Below are 24,406 nucleotides of genomic sequence, written 5' to 3' on the forward strand. Positions count from 1 at the left end.
AGAGCGAGGGAAGACCATGAGGCTCGGGATCATCGTCAATCCGCTCCACGCCCGGACCCATCGTGCCCACCACCGGCTCGTCACCCTGCTCGAAGCCGTCCACGTCCGTTACCGGACGGTGTCGACGACCGCGACGCGCACGGGCGCCCGGCAGGCCGCTGACCTTGTCGAATGGGGCACCGAGGCGGTCGTCCTCCTCGGCGGCGACGGCACCCTCCGCGCGGTGGCCCCGGTGCTCGCCGGGTCGGACCTCCCGGTGCTCATCGTCCCCACCGGCACGGGCAACGTCTTCAGCCGGGCGATCGGCGTCCACACGGTCCGCGCCGGACTGCGCCTGTGCGAGGAGTTCGTCCACGGTGCGGCCCGCCGAGCGGCCGTGCCCGTGTGCGCGGCCGACTGCACCGATGCCGAGGGAGCGCGCCGTCACGAGCACTTCCTCTCCCTGTCAGGCATCGGAGGCGACGCCCACGCGGTGGCCGGGCACCGGCGCGAATGGGGTCTGCTCGGCTACGCCCGGGGTGCGATCGGGGCGCTCTTCGCCCCCGAGCACACGGTGCGCATCGACGGCGAGAGTCTGCGCGTGTGGGCGGTCATGGCGGCGAAGACCTCCCGCCCAGCCGGTCCCATCCCTGTCTTCCCCGGCGCCGAGGTGACCGATGAGGACATCGACTTCCTCGCCGTCGTCCTCGGCACCGACTCGCCCGTCGCCCGCCTGCGCGTGTGGGCGGGGATCGGCACAGCGTGCATCGGCGGCTGCCCAGAGGCTGACCCTGCGATGCGGTACTGGATCGCGCCGGCCGCGACGGTCACCGTCGACGAGCCCGCGCCCGTGCACCTCGACGGGGACCACCTCGGCGCGTTCACCGCGATCGAGGTGAGCACGGGCGAGCTGCTCCTCGACGTCGTCACTCCGGCGAACTGAGGCATAGCGGGAGGCGCTCACTGCCGAGGTGCGAGCGGCGATGAGAGCCTCACCGCCGGAGCTGAGTTCTCAGCGTCGGCGCAGAGAGAGTGGGCGTCTTACCGCCGGCGGCGCGAGGTGCCGAAGATGCCGCGGGCGATCTCACGGGCCGCGGTGCGCGTGAACTGCTTGAAGGCGGAGGAGTTGACGACCTGCGAGAAGAGGTTGTCCTCCTTCGGGGCCTGCTTCGACCGCGTCGGTGCCGGGTCCTCGGGGAACGGGACCTTCCCAGCCCCTCCCGAACCAGCCCCTGCCGGACCTGAGCTCGCGGAATCGCCCGCTTTCACCTCGGCGTCCTTCTCCGCAGCCCCTGCCTCGAGGCGGGCCGTGAGGATCTCCCGGGCCGACTCGTTGTCGATCGCGGTGCCGTACTTCTTCTGCTGCGGAGAAGCCGCGACGGCCGCACGGACCTCGTCCTCGCGCATCGGGCCGATCTTCGACTCCGGTGCCCGCATCCGCGTCGGGGCCACAGGGGTCGGGGCGCCGTCGGGGTCCATGACGGTGACGATCGCCTCGCCGATGCCGAGCGAGGTGAGCAGCTCCTCGAGGTCGTAGCCGGACTTCGGGAACGTCTGCACCGTCGCCTTGAGCGCCTTCGCATCATTGGGGGTGTGCGCCCGCAGCTGGTGCTGGATGCGCGAGCCGAGCTGGGCGAGGACATCCTCGGGGACATCTTTGGGCGTCTGCGTGACGAAGAAGACGCCGACGCCCTTGGACCGGATGAGGCGCACGGTCTGGGTGACGGATTCGAGGAACGCCTTCGAGGCGTCGGCGAAGAGCAGGTGCGCTTCGTCGAAGAAGAACACGAGGGCGGGCTTGTCCGCATCGCCGACCTCGGGCAGATCCTGGAAGAGATCGGCGAGCAGCCACATGAGGAAGGTCGAGAACAGGGCGGGGGACTGGCTGAGCTTCTGCAGTTCGAGGACGGAGACGATGCCGGCACCGGAGTCATCGACGCGCAGGAGGTCGGCGGTGTCGAACTCGGGTTCGCCGAAGAAGACGTCGCCGCCCTGGGCGGAGAGTTCGGCGATCTTGCGGAGGATGACGCCGACCGTGGCCTTCGACGCCCCGCCGATGCCCTCGAGCTCGGCCTTGCCCTCGGCGGAGGTGAGGTAGGTGAGCACGGCCTGGAGGTCGGAGAGGTCGAGGAGGGCGAGACCGGCCTTGTCCGCGTAGTGGAAGACGAGGGAGAGCACGGACTCCTGCGTGTCGTTGAGCTCGAGGACCTTGGAGAGCAGGATCGGACCGAAGGAGGTCACGGTCGCCCGGATCGGCGTGCCGAGACCCGAATCGCCGAGGGTGTAGAACTCCGTGGGGTTCGCCTTCGGGTCCCACTGCTGGCCTGCGGCCTCGAGGCGCTTCGTCAGCTTCTCCGAGGCGACTCCGGGGGCGCCGATGCCGGAGAGGTCGCCCTTGATGTCAGAGGCGAAGACCGGGACGCCGGCCCGGGAGAGCTGCTCGGCCAGGACCTGGAGGGTCACGGTCTTGCCGGTGCCTGTGGCGCCGGCGACGAGGCCGTGCCGGTTGAGCATCGAGAGTGGAATCGAGATGGGAACGTCGGGGACCGGTGTCTCCCCGTTAAGCGCCACCCCCAGTTCGAGGGTGGCGCCGTCGAAGGTGTAACCGGTCTTGAGCGTGTCGATCGCCTCAGTCGTCATGGCCCAATCTTCGCACGAACTCCGCGTGGAGTCTCGTGTCCGGACCCAACTCCGGATGGAAGCTCCCACCCCACACATTCCCCTGCCGCACGAGGACGGCGGCCCCGTCGTGACGGGCGAGCACCTCGGCGCTTCCGGTCTCGACGATCTGCGGGGCACGGATGAACGTGCCGTCGAAATCCGGGGTCATCCCCGTGATCTCCAGGGGCGCGACGAACGACTCCCGCTGCCGGCCGTAGGCGTTGCGGGCGACGGTGACGTCGAGTCCGCCGGGACGGTCGAACCCGGTGAGCGTGTCGTCGGTGAGGCGGTCGGCGAGCAGGATGAGTCCGGCACAGGTGCCGAAGGCGGGCAGACCGTCACGGATCCTCTCGCCGAGGTGGACGAAGAGTCCCGTGGGGGCGGCCAGGCGGACCATCGCGCTCGATTCCCCACCGGGGAGGATGATGCCGTCGAGACCCTCGAGGTGCTCGGGTCGGGTGACCTTGCGGGCCTCGACCCCCAGGGAGTTCAGCACCGTGAGGTGCTCGCGGAACGCTCCCTGGAGGGCGAGGACGCCGAGGGTCACCATCCGCGCTCGGCGAGGCGGTGCGGGGCGGGGACGTCGGCGACGTTGATGCCGACCATGGCCTCGCCGAGACCGCGGGAGGCGGCGGCGACGGCGGCGGGATCGTCGTAGTGGGTCGTCGCCTCGACGATCGCGCGGGCGCGGGCCTCAGGGTTGCCGGACTTGAAGATGCCGGAGCCGACGAAGACGCCGTCGGCGCCGAGCTGCATCATCATGGCCGCGTCGGCCGGGGTCGCGATGCCGCCGGCGACGAAGGTGACGACGGGCAGGCGGCCGAGGCCGGCGACCTGCTTGACCAGCGGGTACGGGGCGGCGATCTCCTTGGCGGCGACGTAGAGCTCGTCTTCGCTCTTCGCGCCCAGGGCTCGGATCTCGGAGTTGATGGTGCGCAGGTGGCGCATCGCCTCGGAGACGTCGCCGGTGCCGGCTTCGCCCTTCGAGCGGATCATCGAGGCGCCTTCGGTGATGCGGCGCAGGGCCTCGCCGAGGTTGGTCGCACCGCAGACGAAGGGCACCTTGAAGACGGACTTGTCGATGTGGTTGACGTAGTCGGCGGGGGAGAGGACCTCGGACTCGTCGATGTAGTCGACGCCGAGGGTCTCGAGGATCTGCGCCTCGACGAAGTGGCCGATGCGGGCCTTGGCCATGACGGGGATCGACACGGCGCTGATGATCGACTCGATGAGGTCGGGGTCGGACATCCGGGCGACTCCGCCCTGGGCGCGGATGTCGGCGGGAACCCGTTCGAGGGCCATGACCGCCGAGGCGCCAGCGGCCTCGGCGATGCGTGCCTGCTCCTCGTTGACGACGTCCATGATGACGCCGCCCTTGAGCATCTGGGCGAGTCCGGTGTTGAGCAGGGTCTGGGTTTCGGTCATTGCTGTGCCTTCGTTCTGATGTGCGTGGTCCAATCCAGGCTAGATGCGCGAGTGGCCTAAGAGCAGGGCCAGAGTAGAGGTGATATTTTGGGCCAGTTTGGCAGGGCCGCGATAGAATCGAGGTATGACAGCTCACGGTTCCAAGGCGTCCGTCTCTGCGGCACAGCGCCGAGTGCAGACGGCACAGGCGGGGTCGGCGAAGGACGTGTCGGCACGAGCAGGGGCGCGGGCAGCGGCGCGACCGCGGGCGGGTATGTCGCCGCCGTCAGGGCCACGGACAACGACGCTGACCCGGTCGAGCCGGGAGACGCTCAACGTCGACATCGATGAGACCTCGGCGATTCCGCTGCCCGATCAGCTCGTCACCGGAATCCGCGAGCTCGTCGCCCATGGAGAGCTGCGCCCGGGCGAAGCGGTGCCCTCGAGCCGGAATCTCGCCGGCCACCTCGGCGTCTCACGCGGCACGGTCGAGACGGCCTACGCTCAGCTCGCCGTCGAGGGCTACCTGCTCACCCGGGAACGCGCGGCCACCATCGTCGACCCCGATCTGCCGACGGCCCTGCTGCGCCGATCCGATGCGCCGGCGCCTCCGCCGGCTCCCCGCCGGCCGCCACGGCGACTCATCGACCTGCGTCCCGGCCACGGCGGGGACGATCCGCTGCGCGATCCTGCGTTCCGCAAGGCGTGGCGGGATGCGCTCGACGTCGAGCCGGGGACGACCGACCCGCTCGGGCAGCCGGGCGCCCGCTGGGCCGTCGCCGACCACCTCCGACTTCTGCGCGGCATGAGCGTCGATCCCGACGCCGTCATCCTCACGAGCGGTTCGCGTGATGGTCTGCGTCTGCTCTTCGCCGCGGGCCTCGACGGGCCGATCGGGGTCGAGAATCCCGGCTTTCCCGGCCTGCGGCTGGCCATGGTCGATCGTCAGCTCGTTCCCTTCGACGTCTCGACCGGCTTCGACATCGATCGGCTGCGGGAGCTCGAGGGTCGAGTGTCCGCGGTCGTCGTCACCCCCAACCACCAGTTCCCCCACGGGACGACGATGTCGGTGAGCACGCGCATGCAGCTGCTCGACTGGGCGGCGCACGCCGGAGTCACGGTCATCGAGGACGACTACGACAGCGAGGCCCGGTTCCAGCGCACGGCGGTGCCGACGCTCTACGATCTGGCGGGGTCGATTGATCGCGATGTCGATCTCGTCCACATCGGGACGTTCTCCACTCTGCTCACGACCGCGGTGTCGACGGGCTACGTCGTGGCCCGGGGACGGTTGGGTGAGGCCATGGCCGAGGTGCGGAGGTCGTGGGGTCCGGCGGTCGCGCCCGTACTCCAGAGCGCGGTGGCCGGGTACCTCGAATCCGGTGGGCTGCGGCGGAGGATCGCACGCGGGCGACGGCGACTGCGTGCGGCTGAAGGAGTCGTCGCCGAGGTGGGGGAGTTGCCCGGACTCGTGCACGAGGGAAGGACGCTCGTCATCGAGACCGGCGAGAGAGCTGCCCCGGGCCCGGACGCTGCAGCGGCCGGCGATCCTGGAGTGGCCGATGCCGGAGAGGCCAAACTTCTCCAGCGCGAACTGCTCGACCGCGACATCCGGGTCGCGTCGCTGGCCGACGGCTGGAGCGGTGACAGTGCGGTGCGGCACGGCATCGTCGTCGCTCACTCGAACGTCGAGGCCTCCGTGCTGCGTTCGGTGCTCGGCGTCATCCAGTCGTTGAGCGCGAGATCCGCCAGTCGTTGAGTCCGGGGCCGGTCAGTCTCTGAGCGCGAGGCCAGCCGGTCGTTGAGCGCGAGATCCGCCAGTCGTGAGCTGGGTGTCATTCAGTCACTGAGCCAGTGTTCGTCCGCCTGTATCGCGGTGATCGTCCGGCGCCGAGCCGATCGCCCGCGATGAAGCTCACCGTCTGGGGGCGCCCAGGCCCCGTAGAATTGCACCATGATCAAGCCCGTGTATGTCGTCGACGGAATCGTCAAACTTCTCCTCGCGGGTGCAATGCTCGTGTTCATCCCCGGACTCACTGACTTCTTCCTCGTCCCGACGTGGACCGTCATTACGGCGGCGGTCCTTCTCTTCCTCAGCTCGGCCACGGAGATCTCCTACGGTGTGAGCAAGGGTGCGAGGACCTATCTCAAGCACATCGTCATCGCCGACGCGGTCTTCATCGCGGGTCTCATCCTCGGCATCGCCCTGGCGGCTGCGGCGAATCCGGCCGGCGGATTCATCCTCTTCGGACTCGTCGCGCTCGGTTCGCTCGGCATCGCCATCGTCTTCACCACCGGCGCGAACGGCCCCGACTTCGGCAAGGACGACTGAGTTACGGCGCTGGTTCAAGCCGGCCGCCGCTTTTCGAACGTTGTGATGTCTACCGACTTATCGGACACTGTTCGCCCCCACTTATCTGACAGTCCTGGTACTCACTTATCTGACACTGGGGTTGAATTTCGGCGGTCTTCGACACCCGAGGGAAGGTGGAGGTTATCACCGCTGACGAACCTGCCGTCCCTGGTGATGTTCAGCGATCGTTTCGCTGGCAGGGGAAGGTCGAGAACCGCGACGAGTTCACTGTAGGGGATGAGATAGAACTCCAGATGAACACCCTTGTCGATGATCATCAGTTCGTGGCCTTCCCACACCACTCCGAAGACAATTGGATGCTTGCGGAAGAGAATGAACCCGTGCTTGTGCAAGCGCCTGGTGGAGTACTCGAAGCTCAGGTGTCCTCGAGCATCGGTCGTGACATACCGGTCGACGAGCGCATGCGGGTCGATGGGCTCTGTTCGCGGGTCGATCTTCGTCGCGGTCTGCCACGCGGCCGCTGGCGTGAGCCCGTTCTTGAGCCCTTGGTGCTGGCGGTGATGGTTGTAGTGGGTCCTGAAGTCCATCAGGACCGTCTCGATGTCCTCACGGGTGCGTGGGCGCACGGCGTTGAGGCGTTTGAGCACAGGCTGATGAGCGCGTTCGATCTTGCCCTGGTTGCGGGGGTGATAGAACGGTCCCGGAGTCATGATGATGCCTTGTGCGGCCATCGCGGTATCGATCGTGCCGACCATGCCGTAGCGCTGCAGGGTAAACGCCCGGGCGTTATCGCACAGGATCTCTCGCGGCTTGCCGTACTCATCGATAGCTGCGGTGAGGATGGCCAAGGTGGCTTCAGAAGTCTCTCCGCCAGGGGTCAGGCCCAGAGCTGTCATCACTCGGGTACAGTCATCGACGGTCTGAATAATCGTGAACACGGTGTTGGGCTCGGGCCGGTACTCGAACCCGTCGAGCTGCCAGAGTTCGTTCGCGAACTCCTTCTGGAAGCGCTTGTACGAGGTGTGGGGGCGTTTCTTGGGATTGAGTCGGGTGAGTCCCTCCTGGCGCAGGAAGACCCCGATGCGTGAGGTGCTGGGGATGAGATGGGCGGGGTGGTCGTTGCGGATCATGGTCCACTTGATCGAGCGGGGTCCGTCGTCGTAGCCGGCTTCGGCGAGTTCGCGACGGTACTGGCGCACCAGCTCCCAGGTCAGCTCAGGGAAGGTGGTATGTGGATTGACCGGTGCTGTGGAACCGGCCTGTAGGGGTGTGTCCTCGTTCTTGATGCGGTAGTAGGAGTCGCGGGACACGGAGTTCTCTCGGCAGAAAGCGGTGACTGTATCGGTTTCGGTGGGCTTGTGCGCGAGAATTTTTCGGCGCAGGTGTGTTGTGATTCGATCGGCCATGCACCCACCCTGTGTCAGGGAAGTGGGTGCCGAGGCCGGTGTCCGATAAGTCTGTACCGAGAGTGTCCGATAAGTGGCGAGGAACTCTGTCCGAAATGAAGGTGTTCAGCACACCGCTTTTCGAACGTTCCCCGCGTCGAAATGTGGCGGCCGGCTTGAGCGAACCGCGGCCCTGGCCGGGCGCGTCGAAAAGTGGCGGCCGGCTTGAACGAACCGCGGCTGATGCCGGGCGCGTCGAAAAGTGGCGGCGGGCTTGAACGAGCAGCGGCCGTGGCTGGGCGCGTCGATAACTAGCGGCCGGCTTGAGCTAACCGACTTGCCGGAGGAGTGTCAGCGGTTGAAGGCGATCGCGGCGCGGTACCCGGCGGGAACACCCTCGACGAGGTCGTGGATGTCGACATCAGGGTGCGGCGATTCGGGCACCTCACCAGCGCCGATGTAGTCCATGCCGGGATCCCGGGCGAGACCGGTGCTCAGCGCTTTGAGGAACGCCTCCTTGCGCGCCCACACGCGCACGAACGCCTCAGGCAGGGTCGACTGCGCAGCGGGTGGCTGCTGAGCGACGAGGAACTTCGCCTCGGATCGCTCCGCGCTGGACTGCTCCGCAGCGGGCCGCTGCGCACTGGGCCGATCCGCCTCGGACTGCACCGCCTCGGCGAGCGATTCGAGCTCCTCACGCTCCCGCGGATGGAGGAGCATGAGCGCTTCGGAGGCGACGGCGAGGTCGGGCACGGCTTCGAGGTCGACGCCGACGGGATCCTCGGAGACGGCGATGAGGACGAGCCGCTGAGCACGCGTGACGGAGAACTCGATGTCCTCGACGCGAGGCTTGCCCGCGGAATCGAGTCGGATCTCGATCGACGACGGATCGGCGTCGAGCACAGCACCGAGCACGTACCGCAGGACGACGCGACCGGCTGCCCAGGTCAGGGCCGCCTCGCCGTCGAACTCCTTGGCATAGTTCCGCTCCTGCTCGGTGAGCACGGTGCTGATCGTGTCATCGCTGCGCGCCCACGCGGCGGCACCGTCGGTGTCGGCGAGGACGAGAGTGGCGGGAAGGTCGGTGGGCAGAACGGTGAAGTCGGGATGCACGCTCAGCGCGCTGCCTTCTCGATCTTCTTGAGCTTGCGCCCGAGGACGAAGATCCGCACCGACCCGATGATCCCGGCCACGAGGATGCCGCCGATCGCGGCGAAGAGCATCGCCACACCGAGCGGAAGCTGGAACTGCCAGCCGAAGTACTGGAACTGCGCGGGAACGTTGTTCTGCAGGATGAAGATGAGGAGCAGGACGACGATGATCGCGCCGAGGATGAGCGAGAACCACATGCCTGCTGACATGCCGCCGCTCTGCTTCTCACCGCGTGAGGCCCCTGTCGGTGCCTGACCGGCAGGCTGCTGACCGGCAGGCTGCTGACCGGCAGGCTGCTGACCGGCAGGCGGCTGACCGGCAGGCGGCTGACCGACAGGCGTCCGGGATTCCTGCGTCGGCGCCTGGCCCTCCTGTTTGGGAGAGGCGGGCGGCTGCGACTGACTGAGCAGCGCATCGGTCTCGGCGAGCAGCTCGTCGGGTGTCTGGGAGCGTCCACGCGGGTCTTGAGAAGTCATGGGCCCATCATAGGTGCTGATGGGCCCGTGAGTCAGCGGCGCGGAACCGGGCCGGGACTCAGCCGAGCGGCGAGTCAGCGCAGCGCTGTTGCCGTAGCGTTGAGCCAGCGGCACGAGGCGACGGGGTGCGACGCGACTGAGCCCCCGGCCGGTGATCCGGCCAGGGGCTCAGGCTGCGCAGTGCTGGCACCACAGTTCAGGCAGCGCAGCTCACGCGGTGGCGTTCAGCATCGTCGGGCAGCACACGGGCGGAGATGCTCAGCGCACCTGACCCGGACAAGCCGGCACGCTTCGTCTCAGACCTTCTCGCTCAGGGTCGCGATGATCCGGTTGAGCGTCTCGGACGGGCGCATGACTGCTGCGGTCTTCACCTCATCCGGGTTGTAGTACCCGCCGAGGTCGACCGGCGACCCCTGCACGGCGAGGAGTTCGCCGGCGATGGTCTCCGCGTTCGCCTCGAGCTCCTCGGCGACCGGGGCGATCGCGGCGGCGAGCTCGGCGTCCTCGGTCTGCTGGGCCAGCTCCTGCGCCCAGTAGAGGGCGAGGTAGAAGTGGCTGCCGCGGTTGTCGATCTCGCCGACCTTGCGCGAGGGCGACTTGTTCTCCTCGAGGAAGCGACCCGTCGCGGCGTCGAGCGTGTCGGCGAGCACGCCGGCGCGGGCGTTGCCGTGGACGTTGAACTCGTGGCGGAACGACTCGGCGAGGGCGAGGAACTCACCGAGGGAGTCCCAGCGCAGGTGGTTCTCCTCGACGAGCTGCTGGACGTGCTTGGGCGCGGAACCGCCCGCACCGGTCTCGAACAGGCCGCCGCCGGCGATGAGCGGGACGACGGAGAGCATCTTCGCCGAGGTGCCGAGCTCGAGGATCGGGAAGAGGTCCGTGTTGTAGTCGCGGAGCACGTTGCCGGTCACGGAGATCGTGTCGAGTCCCTGGCGGATGCGGTCGATCGAGAACTGCGTGGCTTCGACCGGGCTCATGATCCGGATGTCGAGGCCCTCGGTGTCGTGATCGTTCAGGTACTCCTCGACCTTCGCCTTGAGGTTGCGGTCGTGGGCCCGGGAGTCGTCGAGCCAGAACACGGCGGGCGTGTTCGACAGGCGCGCCCGGGTGACGGCGAGCTTGACCCAGTCGCGGACCGGGATGTCCTTCGTCTGGCATGCGCGCCAGATGTCGCCGGGGGCCACCTCGGTGCTCATGAGCACCTCGCCTGCGGAGTTGCGGACCTCGACGACACCGGCGGTCTCGATCTCGAAGGTCTTGTCGTGGCTGCCGTACTCCTCGGCCTTCTGCGCCATGAGTCCGACGTTGGGAACGGTGCCCATGGTCGTGGGATCGTAGGCACCGTTGACGCGGCAGTCGTCGATGACGGTCTGGTAGATCCCGGCATACGAGGAGTCGGGGATGACGGCCAGGGTGTCCTGCGTCTGGTCGTCCTTGTCCCACATCTTCCCACCGACGCGGATCATCGCGGGCATCGAGGCATCGACGATGACGTCGGAGGGGACGTGGAGGTTGGTGATGCCCTTGGCGGAGTTGACCATGGCCAGGGCCGGACCCTCGGCGAAGCCCTTCTCGATGCCGGCACGCACACCCGCTGCCACCTCGGCGGGCAGGGCATCGAGGCCGTCGAGGATCGCTGCGAGGCCGTTGTCCGGGGTCAGTCCCGCCTCGGCGAGAGCGTCGCCGTACTCGGCGAAGACCTCGGGGAAGAACGCCTCGATGACGTGGCCGAAGAGGATCGGGTCGGAGACCTTCATCATCGTCGCCTTGAGGTGGACGGAGAAGAGCACGCCCTCGTCCTTGGCCCGCTGGATCTGCGCGCGGAGGAACTCGTCGAGGGCGGCGACATTCATCTTCGTCGCATCGACGACCTCGCCGGCGAGCACGGGCAGGGACTCCTTGAGGACGACCTCGTCGCCGGAGTCGGTGACGAGCACGATGCTCAGGGTGTCATCGGCGCCCAGGACGACGGACTGCTCGTTCGCGCGGAAGTCATCGGCGTCCATCGTCGCGACGTTCGTCTTCGATTCCGGCGACCATGCGCCCATCGAGTGCGGGTGCTTCTTCGCGTAGTTCTTCACGGCCTCGGGGGCACGGCGGTCGGAGTTGCCCTCGCGCAGGACCGGGTTGACGGCCGATCCCTTGACCTTGTCGTAGCGGGCTTTGACGTCCTTGTCCTCGTCCGTCTCCGGCTCCTCCGGGTAGTCGGGGAGGTCGAAGCCCTGGGACTGCAGCTCGGCGATCGTGGCCTTGAGCTGCGGGACGGAGGCGGAGATGTTGGGGAGCTTGATGATGTTGGCCTCGGGGGTCTTGGCGAGCTCCCCGAGTTCGGTCAGGGCGTCGGCGACCTGCTGGTCGGCCGGGAGACGATCGGCGAACTGTGCGAGCACACGGGCTGCCAGAGAGATGTCCCTGGTCTCGACATCGACGCCCGCCGAGGTGGCGAAGGCTTCGATGATCGGCTTGAGCGAGTAGGTCGCCAGCAGGGGCGCTTCATCGGTGCGTGTGTAGATGATTTTGGCCATGGTGATGGACTGCTCCGAATCGTCGTGGGGTTTGACCTCACCATCCTACCGTTTGGTCGCGTTGGACTCGCTCGCGTTCCATCCGCTCGCCGAGGCGGGACGCGGGTCCGGGTAGAGTGTCGTGGCGGGATCGACAGATGGGGGACCACGTGGCCAAGCTCTACTTCCGGTACGGAGCGATGAATTCCGGTAAGTCGACGGCCCTGCTGCAGGCGGCCTTCAACTATGAGGAGCGCGGCCAGCGGGTGCTGCTCGCCAAACCCGACATCGACACGAAGGGGGCCGACGAGATCGTCTCCCGCCTCGGCGTCACCCGCACCGTCGACTTCCTCATCCCCGCAGGCGCCGATGTCGAGCTCATCTACCGTGAGCATGCCGACTACGTCGACCACGACGCCCTCATCGAGTCGATCGACGCCCCCAAGGCCCCGGTCGCGTGCCTGCTCATCGACGAGGCCCAGTTCCTCGAACCCGCCCAGATCGACTCGCTCATGCGCATCGCCACCGAGGCGGGTGTGCCGGTGATGTGCTACGGCATCCGCACGGACTTCCGCACCCGTGCCTTTCCCGGCTCGGCGCGTCTGCTCGAGATCGCCCACACCCTCGAGGAGCTCAAGACGATCTGCCGGTGCGGGCGCAAGGCGATGTTCAACGGCCGCCTCATCGACGGGCGGTTCATCTTCGACGGCGACCAGGTGGCCATCGACGGCAATGCCGTGACCTACGAATCGCTGTGTCCGCGCTGTTATCTCCGATACTCCGACGGTAGGCTGTCGGGGTAGAGACCCTCCGCACCAGCCCGATCCTGTTGACCTGCGACGACTGCCGATCCTGACCTGAGAATGAGGAGCCCTCATGCGCATCGCCCTGCACGCCTTCAATGACAATCCCGGTTCGCCCGCCCTCGTCTTCGGCGGTGCCCTGGGCACTCGGATCCCGCTGTGGGCGGCCGTGGCCTCCCGCCTCGTCGACGATCACCAGATCTACCTCGCCGACCTGCCCGGGCACACCTATCCCGTCCCGGAGTCGGAGCTTGCGACCGACTTCACGATCTCCGACCTCGCGTCCGGCCTCGTCGAATCGCTCGAGGACCGCGGGGTGGAGTCCTTCACCTACTGTGGGGCCTCGATCTCCGGCGGCATCGGACTCACTCTGGCGCTCGAGCATCCGCACAAGCTCACCGGGCTCGTGGCGTGTTCGACGGCGGCGAAGTTCGGCACCGACGTCTCCTGGGCGGAACGGATCACCGAGGTGGAGAACGACGGCACCCAGTCGCTCCTGCCCGACACCGCCGACCGCTGGTTCGCCGCCGGCTTCCTCGAAGAGGACATCGCCACCGGACCCCTCGTCCTCACCGACCTCGCGACCGTCGACGATGCCGCCTATATCGCGTGCTGTCGGGCGCTCGCGCTCTACGACCTCGAGGGCAAGCTGGGCGGGATCACGACGCCGACGCTCTTCATGGCCGGCACCCAGGATCCCGGCTGCACCCCGGAGACGATGGGTCAGCTGCGCGACGCCGTCGAGGGCTCCGAACTCGCCGTCATCCCGGACTCGGCTCACCTGCCCATGGCCGAGCACCCCGAGTTCGTCGCCGACCGCATCCACTCCTTCATCGCCGGGCTCTGACGAGACCACTGAGACCCGGGCTCTGATGCCGCGGACTCTGAGACTAGGGCTCTGAGACTTCGGGTCTGACGCAGGCAGGCCGCTGACAAGGTGCCCGCGCCGATCGTCTCCGAACCGCAATCGCCGCCTCCGCCGCCGTGTCCGCTCCCGCCGATAGGATGGCACGGACACCTGTAGTCGACGGCTCGACGAGGAGCGCATCGTGAACGAGAACGTCAACCTGTCAACGGAGATCGCGGAGAAGTCACCGGGGGAGAGGGCGCCGGGCTTCCCGCTCAAGACCGTGCGGATCCGCTGGACTGGGTTCTTCCTCGGGCTCATCTTCGCCACCCTCGTCTACGCGATCATGCCCGACGAGGTCTCCCACAATGCGAAGCTCACCGCCGCCGTCGCCGTGCTCATGGCCGCGTGGTGGATGACCGAGGCGCTGCCGATCCCCGCGACCTCGCTCGTCCCGCTCGTCGCCTTCCCCGTCTTCGGCGCGGAGATCGAGATGGCCGACGTCGGGGCCTCGTACGGCAATCCGATCATCTTCCTCTTCCTCGGCGGGTTCCTCATCGCCCTGTCGATGCAGAGATGGAACCTCCACCGGCGCATCGCGCTCTTCACACTCAGCCTCATGGGCAACAAGCCCGGGCCCATGATCGCGGGCTTCATGATCGCCACGGGCTTCATGTCGATGTGGGTCTCGAACACGGCGACGGCCGTAATGATGCTGCCCATCGGCATCTCCGTGCTCATGATCGTCGCCAAGGTCGTCGGCTCGGCGATCGCCACGGGCGAGAAGGCCGAAGGCGAAGGCACAGCCGAGGCCGGCACAGCCAAGAGCAGCGCAGCCGCTGGAGGCCCAGCCGAGAACAGCCCAACCGAGAACACCACAGCCGACGAGGTCGGCCTCGGCCACGTCGTGAAGTCGAATTTCGGCACGGCGCTCATGCTCGGCATCGCCTACGCCGCCTCGATCGGGTCGCTCGGCACGATCATCGGCACCCCGCCCAACACCTTCCTCGTCGCCTACCTCAAGGACAACCACGACATCTCGATCGGCTTCGGTCAGTGGATGCTCGTCGGTGTGCCCCTGGCAGTCGTCATGATGGCCATTGCGTGGTTCCTCCTCGTCAAGGTCCTCTTCAAACCCGAGATCGACGAGATCCCCGGCGGCCGTGAGCTCATCCGCGAGGAGCTCGCGAACCTCGGCCCCATGTCGACCGGTGAGAAGCTCGTCCTCGGCATGTTCGTCCTCGCCGCCGTCAGCTGGATCGCGATCCCGCTGATCTTCGAGGACCCGCCGATCAGCGACGAGGGCATCGCCATGGTCATCGGCCTCCTCCTCTTCCTCATCCCCGGTGGGGCCAACCGCGGCGTGCGCCTGCTCGACTGGGAGACGGCGGAGAAGCTGCCGTGGGGTGTCCTCCTCCTCTTCGGCGGCGGTCTCGCGCTGTCCGCGCAGTTCTCATCCTCGGGCCTGACCGAGTGGATCGGCGAGGTCTCCGTGGGCTTGGGCGCGCTGCCGCTCATCCTCATCGTCGCCGTCTTCGCCGCGATCATCCTCTTCCTCACCGAGCTGACCTCGAACACGGCGACCGCGGCGACGTTCATCCCCGTCGTCGGCGGTGTGGCGCTCGGCCTCCAGCTCGATCCGCTCATCCTCACGATCCCCGTGGCCTTGGCCGCCACCTGCGCGTTCATGCTCCCGGTCGCCACACCGCCCAACGCCGTCGCCTACGGTTCCGGGTACGTGACGATCGGGCAGATGGTCAAGGGTGGGATCTGGCTCAACCTCATCGGGATCGTCCTCATCACCGCCACCGTGTACCTGCTCGCCGTCCCAGTGTTCAACATCATGCTGTGAGAGCGGACTCACTCAGGCAGACTTGTGCCATGGCTGAACTCTTCTCCCCGATGACGCTGCGCGGACTGACCATCGACAACCGGATCTGGCTCGCCCCGATGTGCCAGTACTCGAGCGAGGCGGGGGACGGCATGCCCGGGACCTGGCATCTCGTCCACCTCGGTGCCCGTGCGACCGGCGGCTTCGGTCTCATCCTCACCGAGGCGGCCGCCGTCGTGCCCGAAGGTCGCATCTCACCGCAGGACGCCGGGATCTGGAGCGACGAGCACGCCCAGGCGTGGGCGCCGATCGTCGACTTCGTCCACTCGCAGGGCGCGGTCATCGGCATGCAGCTCGCCCATGCCGGGCGGAAGGCGAGCACGTACCGTCCCTTCGAGGGCAATCCGCGCGGCACAGTTCCCGCGGCGGAGGGCGGCTGGCAGCCGCTCGGGGCCAGCCCCATCGCCTACCCCGGCTACACCGAGCCGACGGAGATGACGGAGGAGGACATCGCTGAGGTGGTCGCCGCTTTCGCGACGGCGGCCAAGCGGGCGATCGGGGTCGGGTTCGACCTCGTCGAACTCCATGCCGCCCACGGCTACCTCCTCCACTCGTTCCTCTCCCCGCTGTCGAACCAGCGCACCGACGGCTACGGCGGTGACCTCGCCGGCCGCTCGCGTCTGCTCATCGAGACCTATGAGGCCGTGCGGGCCGCCGTCGGTGAGGACGTGCCCGTGTTCGTCAGGCTCTCGGCGAGCGAATGGGTGGAGAACGGCTTCGACATCGCCGAGGCGGTCGAGGTCGCCCGCGAACTTCAGTCCCGCGGGGTCGACGTCATCGACGTGTCCTCGGGCGGGAACGTCCCGGTCAGAGTGCCCGTCGGTCCCGGCTACCAGGTGCCGCTGTCCGCGGCGATCAAGGACGCGGGAGCGAGAACGGCGACGGTCGGGCTCATCACCGAACCCGGTCAGGCCGAGACGATCCTGACCACAGGGCAGGCCGACGCGATCCTGCTCGCCCGAGTCGCGCTGCGCGAACCCGGTTGGCCGCAGCGGGCCGCCCATGAACTCGGCGTCGAGCCGGGACCGTATCCACCGCAGTACACAAGGGGCAGATGGTGAACACGATCGAGACAGAGCACGTCGTCATCCGTTGGATCTCCGTGTCCGAGATGGAGAACAACGTCTACCTCATCACGGCGAAGGAGACCGGCGCGCAGGTCCTCATCGACGCCGCCGATGACACCGCGGCGATCGAGGAGCTCATCGCCGCGGGCGCCGAGGACACGAGCGCCCCGCCGATCCTCGAGGCGATCATCACGACCCACCGGCACTGGGATCACATCCGCGCACTGCCGGCCGCAGCGGAGAAGCACCCTGATGCGATGACGATCGCAGGCGCCGCCGATGCCGCCGCGATCACCGAGACCGAAGGTGTGGAGATCGCCCATTCCGTCGACCACCTCGACGTCGGTGACTTCGGCGGGTTCGTCCTCCAGGCGATCGGGCTGCGCGGTCACACCCCGGGTTCGATCGCACTCCTGCTCCGGGACGGGGGAGAGACGATCCTCTTCTCCGGTGATTCGCTCTTCCCTGGCGGCCCGGGGAAGACATGGTCTCCGGAGGACTTCACCTCGCTAATGGACGACCTCGAGGAGCGGGTCTTCGACCAGCTGCCCGATGACACGCAGGTGCTGCCCGGTCATGGTGCGCCGACGACGCTCGGCGCGGAGCGGGGTCAGCTGGGGGAGTGGCGCGAACGCGGGTGGTGAGGTCCGCTACCAGGTGGGCAGCGCCATGAAGCCGATGGCCGCCCACACGATCGCCGCGGCGAGGAGGAGGATGACGCCGGTGTTCCACGACTCGGTGATCGTCCGCTCGCCGCGTGGATTGGCGAGCTCGGCGTCGGTGAGTCCGGCGTGGTGGTCGAGCACGGAGTCGACGGCCGGACTCGGCTGATCGACGAGGCGGCGCATTCCCGCGGCGTCCTTCTCCATCTTCTTGCCCCGACCGGCCAAGGGCCACGACGAGAAGCTCTTCGCATCCGTGCGCACGGCCAGACCGAAATGCGTGTCGAATCCGTCGACGAGGTTCCACGGCACCGTGATGGTCTTGAGCGGATTGACGAGGACGATCTCCTGCCGCCGCAGTTCGACGCGGGGGAAGCGGTAAAGCACCCAGACGCCCGCGAGGAGAGCGAGAGGCAGTCCTGCCACGGCGAGACCCCGCAGGGTGAAGTCGCCGACGACGATCGACCCCACTCCGAGCAGGGCGATGACTCCAATGATGACGAAGAGGACTGTCGAAGCCGTCGTTCTCACGATTCGGGTCTCACCGGGGTTCATCTCACTGTCTGCCATCCGAACATCCTATCCACTGAGACTGTCCATCGGATGAATGTGGCGTGGGTCTCGAAACGGTAACGATTCGAGATTTGGCTCAGAATGTGGACTCAGTCACAGTCGCGTGTGAATTAACTTTGAGGCAATCCATGCAGAAGCATGAACGAGGTCACATTCCCGATGGCGGGTCGAGTGACCGCATCGAGTCCCGAAACCGGGACACGAGCACGTGGGCGCGAGCCCAGAGAACAACAAGGAGAGAACGTGAACAAGCGCTTCCTCGCAGCCGGTGCCTCAGTTGCCGCAGCAGCAATGGTGCTTTCTGCCTGCACCCCTCCTGGTGGTGGCAACGACGACCAGAATTCGGAGAACTCGATTCTCAACGTCGGCTGGAACCAGGCGTTCAGCACGATGAACAACATGACGTCGTATGGCAACGCAACGGCCAACGCGAACCTGTTGTACATGATGAACGACAACTTCGGGTACTACGACGACAAGCTCGAAGAACAGCCCGGAGATCTCGGCAAGATGGAGAAGGTCTCCGACGATCCGCTCAAGGTCAAGTACACGTTCAACGACACGGCGAAGTGGTCGGACGGCACTCCGGTCGACGCGGCTGACCTCGCGCTCACGTGGGCTGCGAATTCGTCGAACTTCAACACCGTTGAAGAGAACAACAACGACGACGGCACCGTCAAGGAGAATTCGGACGGCACCGTCTACTTCGATGCCTCGTCGATCGCGTACCAGCTGATCAAGGACTACCCGGAGATCTCGCAGGACGGCAAGGAAGCGACCTTCACCTTCTCCAAGCCGTTCGCTGACTGGGCTGTGGGAATGGGCTTCGGTGCTGACGGAGTCGGACTGCCGGCACACATCGTCGCGAAGAAGGCGCTCGGCATCGACGATCCAGCCGAAGGCAAGAAGGCGATCCTCGACGCGATCAAGAACAACGACAAATCTGCCTTGTCGAAGATCTCGAACACCTGGAACAGCGGTTTCAATTTCGCCTCGATGCCCCAGGACGAGGATCTCCTCGTGCACAACGGTCCATACAAGATGACCGATTTCAAGGAAGGTCAGTATCTGACCCTCGAACTGGACCCGAACTACACCGGTCCGAAGAAGCCCAAGGTCAAGACCGTGACCATCCGCTACAACGGCGACCCCATGGCCATGGTCCAGGCAGTCGAGAACGGCGAGGTCGATCTCACGCAGCCGCAGTCGACCGCTGACGTCCTCGAAGCGGCGAAAGCCATCGACGGAGTCAAGGTCGAAACAGGCGACGACGCGACCTACGAGCACGTCGATCTGACGTTCGACAACAACGGTCCGTTCGATCCGAAGAGCTACGGCGGCGATGAGGAGAAGGCGAAGAAGGTCCGCCAGGCGATGCTCAAGACCGTTCCGCGCCAGTCCATCGTCGACAAGATCATCAAGCCACTCAATCCCGAAGCCGTCGTCCGCGACTCCTTCAACCAGGTCCCCGGTTCGCCGATGTACGACCAGATCGTCAAAGGCAGCGGCATCGACCAGTACGAAGAGGTCGACATCGAAGGTGCTAAGAAGCTCCTCGAGGAGGTCGGCGGCGACATCAAGCCCGTCCGCATCATGTACGACAACACGAATGCGCGTCGTCAGCAGGAGTTCCAGCTCATCAAGGAATCGGCTGAACAAGCCGGTTTCAAGATCGAGGATGTCGGCGACGTCAACTGGAGCACTCGCCTCGGCGACGGTTCGTACGATCTCGCTCTCTTCGGATGGCAGTCGACGAACACCGGCATCACGAATTCCGATTCGAACTACCGCACGAATTCGCAGAACAACTACGGCGGATACTCGAACTCCAACACGGACAAGATCCTCGACCAACTGCTCGTCGCTCCGGAAGCCGACGGGGCGAAGCTGTCGACCGACCTGGAGAAGCAGCTTGTCGACGACGCGTTCGGTCTGCCGATCTTCCAGTTCCCGGGTCTGACGATCTACCGTGACTCGGTTTCGGGAGTGAGCAACACGACGGTCGCTCCGACTGTGTTCTGGAACTACTGGGATTGGGAGAAGACCAACTGACCCGCACCTGATGCGGTTTGGTTCGTCTCCACTCCCTCTGCTGTGGGGATCACATCAGTGATCCCCACAGTGGCGTTTCCGCACTTACTGAATCGGACTCACCATGATCATGTTCATCCTCAGACGACTTCTGTCGACAGTGCTCGTTCTGATTGTCGTCACCTTCGTCCTCTATCTCCTACTCAACGTCGCCCTCGACTTCTTCTGGGACCTGCGCTCGAGCACGTCTCCGAACGTCGAGGCACTCTTCGAAGCTCGCCGCCGTCTGCTCGACCTGGACACCCCTGCGGTGGTCCGGTACTTCAAGTGGCTCGCCGGCGCAAGCGGCTGCCTCATCGGGCAGTGCGACCTCGGCATCGCGTGGAAGAGCGGTCAGGAAGTCACCTTCCTGCTTCAGGGCGCGATCATCAACACGATCAAACTCATCACGGCCTCGACAGTTGTCGCGATCATCCTCGGCATCGCCGTCGGCATCATCTCGGCCATTCGCCAGTACTCGGGCTTCGACTACTTCATCACCTTCGTCTCGTTCCTCCTCTACTCGCTGCCCGTCTTCTGGGTTGCGGTGCTGCTCAAGCAGTACGGAGCCATCGAGATCAACAACTTCATCAACGACCCGACGCTGACCAGCTGGTGGCCGATCATCATCGCCTGCCTCGCGATGGGCCTGTTCTGGATGGGCGCCCTCGGCGGAGGCAAGAAGAGACGGATCATCACCTTCGTCACGGCGACCCTGGTCACCTTCGGCACGATCTACTACATCCTCGCCAGCGGCTGGCTCCAGCAGCCGAGGATCGGCGTCGTCGGCGTCATCATCATCGGTGCCGGCGCGGCCGTCGTCATGACCTTCCTCTCGACGGGCCTGAAGAACAAGCGCGTGCTCTACGCGACGCTGACCTGCGCCGTCATCGGCGCGTTGCTCTACATGCCGCTCCAGTACCTCTTCTACTACCAGGAGATGAACTGGCTGTGGATGTTCGGGCTCCTCATCGTGGCACTTGCCGTCGCCACCGGAGTCGGTCTTGCCTTCCGCGGACCCGATCCGTGGGACACCGTGCGCACGACGTGCTTCACGACGCTCATCATCGCGGTGACGATCTTCGCCGATCGGGTGCTGCAGGGCTGGCGCGAGTACTCCTCACATCCGGCGATCAACAACCGTCCGATCGCGACGATCGGTGCCTCGGCGCCGAACATCAACGGGGACTTCTGGATCACGAACCTCGACTCGTTCACGCACCTGCTGCTGCCGTCGATCGCCCTCATCCTCATCTCCTTCGCTTCGTACACGCGCTACACGCGCGGGTCGATGCTCGAGGTCATGGGGCAGGACTACATCCGCACCGCGCGTGCCAAGGGCCTCAATGAGCGCACCGTCATCATGCGGCATGCACTGCGCAATGCGCTGCTGCCGCTGGCCTCGATCATTCCGGTCGACATCATCACGATGATCGGCGGTGCCGTGATCACGGAGACGATCTTCGGCTGGAACGGCATGGGCAAGCTCTTCATCGACTCGATGAACCGGTCCGAGCTCGACCCGATCATGGCCTACATCCTCATCACTGGCATCCTCGCCATTGTCGCCAACCTGGTCGCGGACTTCCTCTACGCCGTCCTCGACCCGAGAATCCGAGTGAACGCATGAGCATCGAAGACAAAGAACAGAGTCCGATCGCGACCGATTCCGTCGGCGAGAACGCGATCGAGAACAAAGAGACCGAAGGCCTGTCACAGGGCAAGATCGTCTTCCGGAAGTTCATCCGCCACAAGGGTGCAATGATCGGCCTCGTCGTCCTGGTGTTCGTGGCACTCTTCGCTTACACGTCTCAGGGCATCGGGCCGATCCCCGGCTGGTGGATCTTCAACCACACGGCATCAGGCCCAGTGGTGAATCCGGGCGGTGCGCCCACATGGACGCTGTCGAACTTCTTCTCTCCGGGGGAGCACCCGTTCGGTCAGGACGAGATCGGCCGCGACAACTTCGCCCGCGTGATGAAGGGCACCCAGATCTCGATCATGGTCATGCTCATCATCGGCCTCGTCGCCCTGGTCATCGGCACGCTCGTCGGAGCCCTGTCCGGCTACTACCGCGGCTGGGTCGACTCGGTCCTCATGCGCATCACCGACGGGTTCATCATCCTGCCCGTCATCGTCGTCGGCGCGATTCTCGGCAAGCTCGTCTCGGGCACCGGGGGCGCGATGCTCGGCCTCGTCCTCGGCGCGATCCTCTGGACCGGCCTCGCCCGCCTCGTCCGCGGTGACTTCCTGTCCCTGCGCGAACGCGAATTCGTCGATTCGGCCCGCGTTGCAGGTGCGAGCGATTTCCGGATCATGTTCAAGCACATGCTGCCGAACGCGATGGGCGTCATCATCGTCAACACGACGCTGCTCATGAGCCAGGCGATCGTCCTCGAGGCGGCGCTGAGCTTCCTCGGCTTCGGCATCTCTCCGCCCGACATCTCACTCGGTCAGCTCATCAGCGAATACCAGACGTCGTTCGCGACGCGTCCGTGGCTGTTCTGGTGGCCAGGTCTCTTCATCATCGTCATCGCCCTGTGCGTGAACTTCATCGGCGACGGTCTGCGTGACGCGTTCGACCCGCGGATGAAGACGATCCCGAGCTGGAGGAAGATGAAGAAGGCCGAGCGCATGGCGAAGAAGGGGGACAAGTGATGAATGAGCAGACAACGACAGATCAGACCTCGTCCGCGAAGTCGCCGATCCTCGAGGTCAAGGACCTGGGCGTCCAATTCTGGGTGAGCGACGAATGGTGGATGGCCGCCGAAGGGCTGACGTACACGGTCAATGCGGGCGAAGTGCTCGCGATCGTCGGCGAATCAGGTTCCGGCAAATCGCAGTCGAGCATGTCCCTGCTCGGTCTGCTCCCGAGCAACGGCCGCGCCACTGGCTCGGCGAAGCTCGGCGACAAGGAGCTCATCGGGATGCCGCAGGAGCGGATGCAGCACATCCGCGGCAACGACATCTCCGTGATCTTCCAGGAGCCGATGACCGCCCTCAACCCGGTCTACACCGCGGGCTTCCAGATCACGGAGACCCTGCGCGTCCACCTCGACATCGGACCGACCGAAGCGAAGGAACGGGCGCTCGAACTCATGCGCCTCGTCGAGATCCCCGACCCGGAGGAGCGGTACCACTCGTTCCCCCACCAGCTCTCGGGCGGTCAGCGTCAGCGCATCATGATCGCGCAGGCGCTCGCATGCCAGCCGAAGCTGCTCATCGCCGACGAGCCGACCACGGCCCTCGACGTCACGGTGCAGGCGGAGATCCTCAAGCTCATGCGCGAGCTGAAGTCGAAGCTCGACGCCGGCATCATCCTCATCACGCACGATATGGGCGTGGTCGCGGACATGGCCGATCGCATCATCGTCATGCGGGCGGGCAAGGTCGTCGAGTCGGGAACGGCGGATGAGATCTTCTACCATCCGCAGCACCCGTACACGAAGCAGCTCCTCGAAGCGGTGCCCCACCTCGGCGCCGATGTCGAGGGCGAGGCCTTCGGCACGGATCTCGCCGACGTCGAGGAGGTCATCCACGAACTCGAGGAGACCTTCGCCGACGAATCCGCAGGCGATGACCTCGGGGCAGGATCGGTCGCCGACGACGATTCCGAGGCGACCGCGGTCTCCACCGGGGAAGCGGCTCATCCGCACATCGAGATGGACTCGACGGAGACCTACTACCATCCGGGGTCGCAGGCGGACTTCTCGAAGCCCTCCGCCCTCCAGCTGCGCGATGCGGCGATCGAGTACCCCTCGATCGGACGGAAGAAGGCGTTCCGGGCGGCGCACCACATCAACCTCTCGATCGCTCCCGGTGAGGTCGTCGGCCTCGTCGGCGAATCCGGCTCGGGCAAGACGACGATCGGCCGTGCGGCCCTCGGACTCCTGCCCACGGTCGAAGGCGACATGCTCGTCAACGGCAAGAGCATCAAGGGGCTGTCGAACAAGCAGATGCGGCCGCTGCGGAAGGAGGTCGGGATCGTCTTCCAGGATCCGGGCTCCTCGCTCAACCCGCGTCTGCCCGTGGGCGAGTCGATCGGCGAACCCCTCTACCTCCATGAGGGGATGAAGGGGCCGGCGCTGAACAAGAAGGTCGAGGAGCTCCTCCACGCCGTCGAGCTGCCGACCTCGATGCGCAACCGCTACCCGCACGAGCTCTCGGGCGGTCAGCGGCAGCGCATCGGCATCGCCAGGGCGCTGAGCCTGCAGCCCAAGCTGCTCATCGCCGATGAGCCGACCTCGGCCCTCGACGTGTCGGTGCAGGCGAAGGTCCTCGACCTGTTCGAGAGCCTGCAGGCCCTCTACGGGTTCGCGTGCCTGTTCATCAGCCACGACCTCGCGGTCGTCGAACGGATCGCCTCGCGCATCGCGGTGATGCGCCACGGCTACCTCGTCGAGATCGGCAAGTCCTCGCAGGTCGTCACCGACCCCGTCCACCCGTACACGCAGCGACTGCTCTCGGCGGTTCCGGTACCGGACCCCAAGGAGCAGCGCAAGCGCCGGGAGGCCAGGGACGCCGTGCTCGAGGCGACGACGAACGCCTGAGTCGGCGGAGATCGGACCACCGCCTCGGCGGGATTCTCACCGAAGCCCCATCGCCCCTGAACGGGACG

General features: G+C 66.1%; 20 protein-coding genes. 12 read left to right on the plus strand and 8 right to left on the minus strand.

From position 1 onward, the window contains the following. Window positions 1-16 precede the first annotated feature (16 nt). On the plus strand, window positions 17-922 hold the full coding sequence (locus tag AAHA49_RS01725; protein WP_342036975.1) for a diacylglycerol/lipid kinase family protein: 906 nt from the start codon (window positions 17-19) through the stop codon (window positions 920-922). A 98-nt stretch (window positions 923-1,020) separates the two neighbouring features. Here the strand turns inward: AAHA49_RS01725 and AAHA49_RS01730 are convergent, their stop codons facing one another. The 3 genes from AAHA49_RS01730 to pdxS are packed head-to-tail and all read right to left on the minus strand — an operon-like array spanning window position 1,021 to window position 4,065. Beyond that, window positions 1,021-2,619: a helicase HerA-like domain-containing protein gene (locus tag AAHA49_RS01730; protein ID WP_342036976.1), complete on the minus strand. Its 1,599-nt coding sequence runs from the start codon at window positions 2,617-2,619 to the stop codon at window positions 1,021-1,023. Continuing rightward, entirely contained in the window at window positions 2,609-3,190 is a 582-nt protein-coding gene (pdxT, locus tag AAHA49_RS01735; protein ID WP_339391945.1) for a pyridoxal 5'-phosphate synthase glutaminase subunit PdxT, read from the minus strand. The genes AAHA49_RS01730 and pdxT overlap by 11 nt, the downstream gene beginning before the upstream one ends. Continuing rightward, complete coding sequence (pdxS, locus tag AAHA49_RS01740; protein WP_342036977.1) at window positions 3,184-4,065, minus strand: pyridoxal 5'-phosphate synthase lyase subunit PdxS; 882 nt, start codon at window positions 4,063-4,065, stop codon at window positions 3,184-3,186. Before pdxS ends, pdxT begins: the two co-directional genes overlap by 7 nt. 124 nt (window positions 4,066-4,189) lie before the next feature. Between pdxS and pdxR the strand changes: the two genes are divergently transcribed. Together pdxR and AAHA49_RS01750 are read left to right on the plus strand one after the other, a co-directional pair. After that, the gene (gene pdxR / locus AAHA49_RS01745) at window positions 4,190-5,803 is read left to right on the plus strand and encodes a MocR-like pyridoxine biosynthesis transcription factor PdxR (protein WP_342036978.1); all 1,614 of its coding nucleotides are present in this window, start codon (window positions 4,190-4,192) and stop codon (window positions 5,801-5,803) included. Between the two features lie 195 nt (window positions 5,804-5,998). Beyond that, window positions 5,999-6,376: a hypothetical protein gene (locus AAHA49_RS01750; protein WP_342036979.1), complete on the plus strand. Its 378-nt coding sequence runs from the start codon at window positions 5,999-6,001 to the stop codon at window positions 6,374-6,376. A 101-nt stretch (window positions 6,377-6,477) separates the two neighbouring features. On the opposite strand, the gene AAHA49_RS01755 is transcribed toward AAHA49_RS01750, so the two are convergent. From AAHA49_RS01755 to AAHA49_RS01770, 4 genes are all read right to left on the minus strand, one after another. Next, complete coding sequence (locus AAHA49_RS01755) at window positions 6,478-7,764, minus strand: DDE-type integrase/transposase/recombinase (protein WP_342036980.1); 1,287 nt, start codon at window positions 7,762-7,764, stop codon at window positions 6,478-6,480. A 330-nt stretch (window positions 7,765-8,094) separates the two neighbouring features. Next, window positions 8,095-8,856, minus strand: coding sequence for a 4'-phosphopantetheinyl transferase family protein (locus AAHA49_RS01760; RefSeq protein ID WP_342036981.1), 762 nt, complete (start codon window positions 8,854-8,856; stop codon window positions 8,095-8,097). A gap of 2 nt (window positions 8,857-8,858) precedes the next feature. Next, window positions 8,859-9,371, minus strand: a complete 513-nt coding sequence (locus tag AAHA49_RS01765) for a LapA family protein (protein ID WP_342036982.1) — start codon at window positions 9,369-9,371, stop codon at window positions 8,859-8,861. Window positions 9,372-9,667: 296 nt separating this feature from the next. Beyond that, window positions 9,668-11,896 (minus strand): NADP-dependent isocitrate dehydrogenase, encoded by a 2,229-nt coding sequence (locus AAHA49_RS01770; protein WP_342036983.1) that lies wholly within the window; start codon window positions 11,894-11,896, stop codon window positions 9,668-9,670. 149 nt (window positions 11,897-12,045) lie between these two features. Here AAHA49_RS01770 and AAHA49_RS01775 point away from each other — a divergent pair, with 149 nt between their 5' ends. The 5 genes from AAHA49_RS01775 (at window position 12,046) to AAHA49_RS01795 (ending at window position 17,127) form a co-directional block, all read left to right on the plus strand. Next, complete coding sequence (locus AAHA49_RS01775; protein WP_342037030.1) at window positions 12,046-12,678, plus strand: thymidine kinase; 633 nt, start codon at window positions 12,046-12,048, stop codon at window positions 12,676-12,678. A 73-nt stretch (window positions 12,679-12,751) separates the two neighbouring features. Then, window positions 12,752-13,525 (plus strand): alpha/beta fold hydrolase, encoded by a 774-nt coding sequence (locus AAHA49_RS01780; protein ID WP_342036984.1) that lies wholly within the window; start codon window positions 12,752-12,754, stop codon window positions 13,523-13,525. 202 nt (window positions 13,526-13,727) lie between these two features. Beyond that, a complete protein-coding gene (locus AAHA49_RS01785; protein ID WP_342036985.1) occupies window positions 13,728-15,377 on the plus strand; it encodes an SLC13 family permease in 1,650 nt (549 codons plus the stop codon). A 29-nt stretch (window positions 15,378-15,406) separates the two neighbouring features. Next, a complete protein-coding gene (locus AAHA49_RS01790) occupies window positions 15,407-16,477 on the plus strand; it encodes an NADH:flavin oxidoreductase/NADH oxidase (protein WP_342036986.1) in 1,071 nt (356 codons plus the stop codon). Next, on the plus strand, window positions 16,471-17,127 hold the full coding sequence (locus AAHA49_RS01795) for an MBL fold metallo-hydrolase (RefSeq protein ID WP_342036987.1): 657 nt from the start codon (window positions 16,471-16,473) through the stop codon (window positions 17,125-17,127). Before AAHA49_RS01790 ends, AAHA49_RS01795 begins: the two co-directional genes overlap by 7 nt. A 6-nt stretch (window positions 17,128-17,133) precedes the next feature. On the opposite strand, the gene AAHA49_RS01800 is transcribed toward AAHA49_RS01795, so the two are convergent. Beyond that, window positions 17,134-17,715 carry a hypothetical protein gene (locus AAHA49_RS01800; protein ID WP_342036988.1) on the minus strand — a complete coding sequence of 194 codons (582 nt, stop codon included), beginning with the start codon at window positions 17,713-17,715 and terminating at the stop codon, window positions 17,134-17,136. Between the two features lie 246 nt (window positions 17,716-17,961). Between AAHA49_RS01800 and AAHA49_RS01805 the strand changes: the two genes are divergently transcribed. The 4 genes from AAHA49_RS01805 (at window position 17,962) to AAHA49_RS01820 (ending at window position 24,338) form a co-directional block, all read left to right on the plus strand. Further along, window positions 17,962-19,770: an ABC transporter family substrate-binding protein gene (locus AAHA49_RS01805; protein ID WP_342036989.1), complete on the plus strand. Its 1,809-nt coding sequence runs from the start codon at window positions 17,962-17,964 to the stop codon at window positions 19,768-19,770. A 109-nt stretch (window positions 19,771-19,879) separates the two neighbouring features. Next, on the plus strand, window positions 19,880-21,418 hold the full coding sequence (locus AAHA49_RS01810) for an ABC transporter permease (protein WP_342037031.1): 1,539 nt from the start codon (window positions 19,880-19,882) through the stop codon (window positions 21,416-21,418). Continuing rightward, window positions 21,415-22,446 carry an ABC transporter permease gene (locus AAHA49_RS01815; protein WP_342036990.1) on the plus strand — a complete coding sequence of 344 codons (1,032 nt, stop codon included), beginning with the start codon at window positions 21,415-21,417 and terminating at the stop codon, window positions 22,444-22,446. The genes AAHA49_RS01810 and AAHA49_RS01815 overlap by 4 nt, the downstream gene beginning before the upstream one ends. Further along, the gene (locus tag AAHA49_RS01820; RefSeq protein WP_342036991.1) at window positions 22,446-24,338 is read left to right on the plus strand and encodes an ABC transporter ATP-binding protein; all 1,893 of its coding nucleotides are present in this window, start codon (window positions 22,446-22,448) and stop codon (window positions 24,336-24,338) included. Before AAHA49_RS01815 ends, AAHA49_RS01820 begins: the two co-directional genes overlap by 1 nt. Window positions 24,339-24,406: the final 68 nt, after the last annotated feature.

This window comes from Brevibacterium ammoniilyticum (assembly GCF_038429965.1).
GTDB classification, from domain to species: domain Bacteria; phylum Actinomycetota; class Actinomycetes; order Actinomycetales; family Brevibacteriaceae; genus Brevibacterium; species Brevibacterium ammoniilyticum.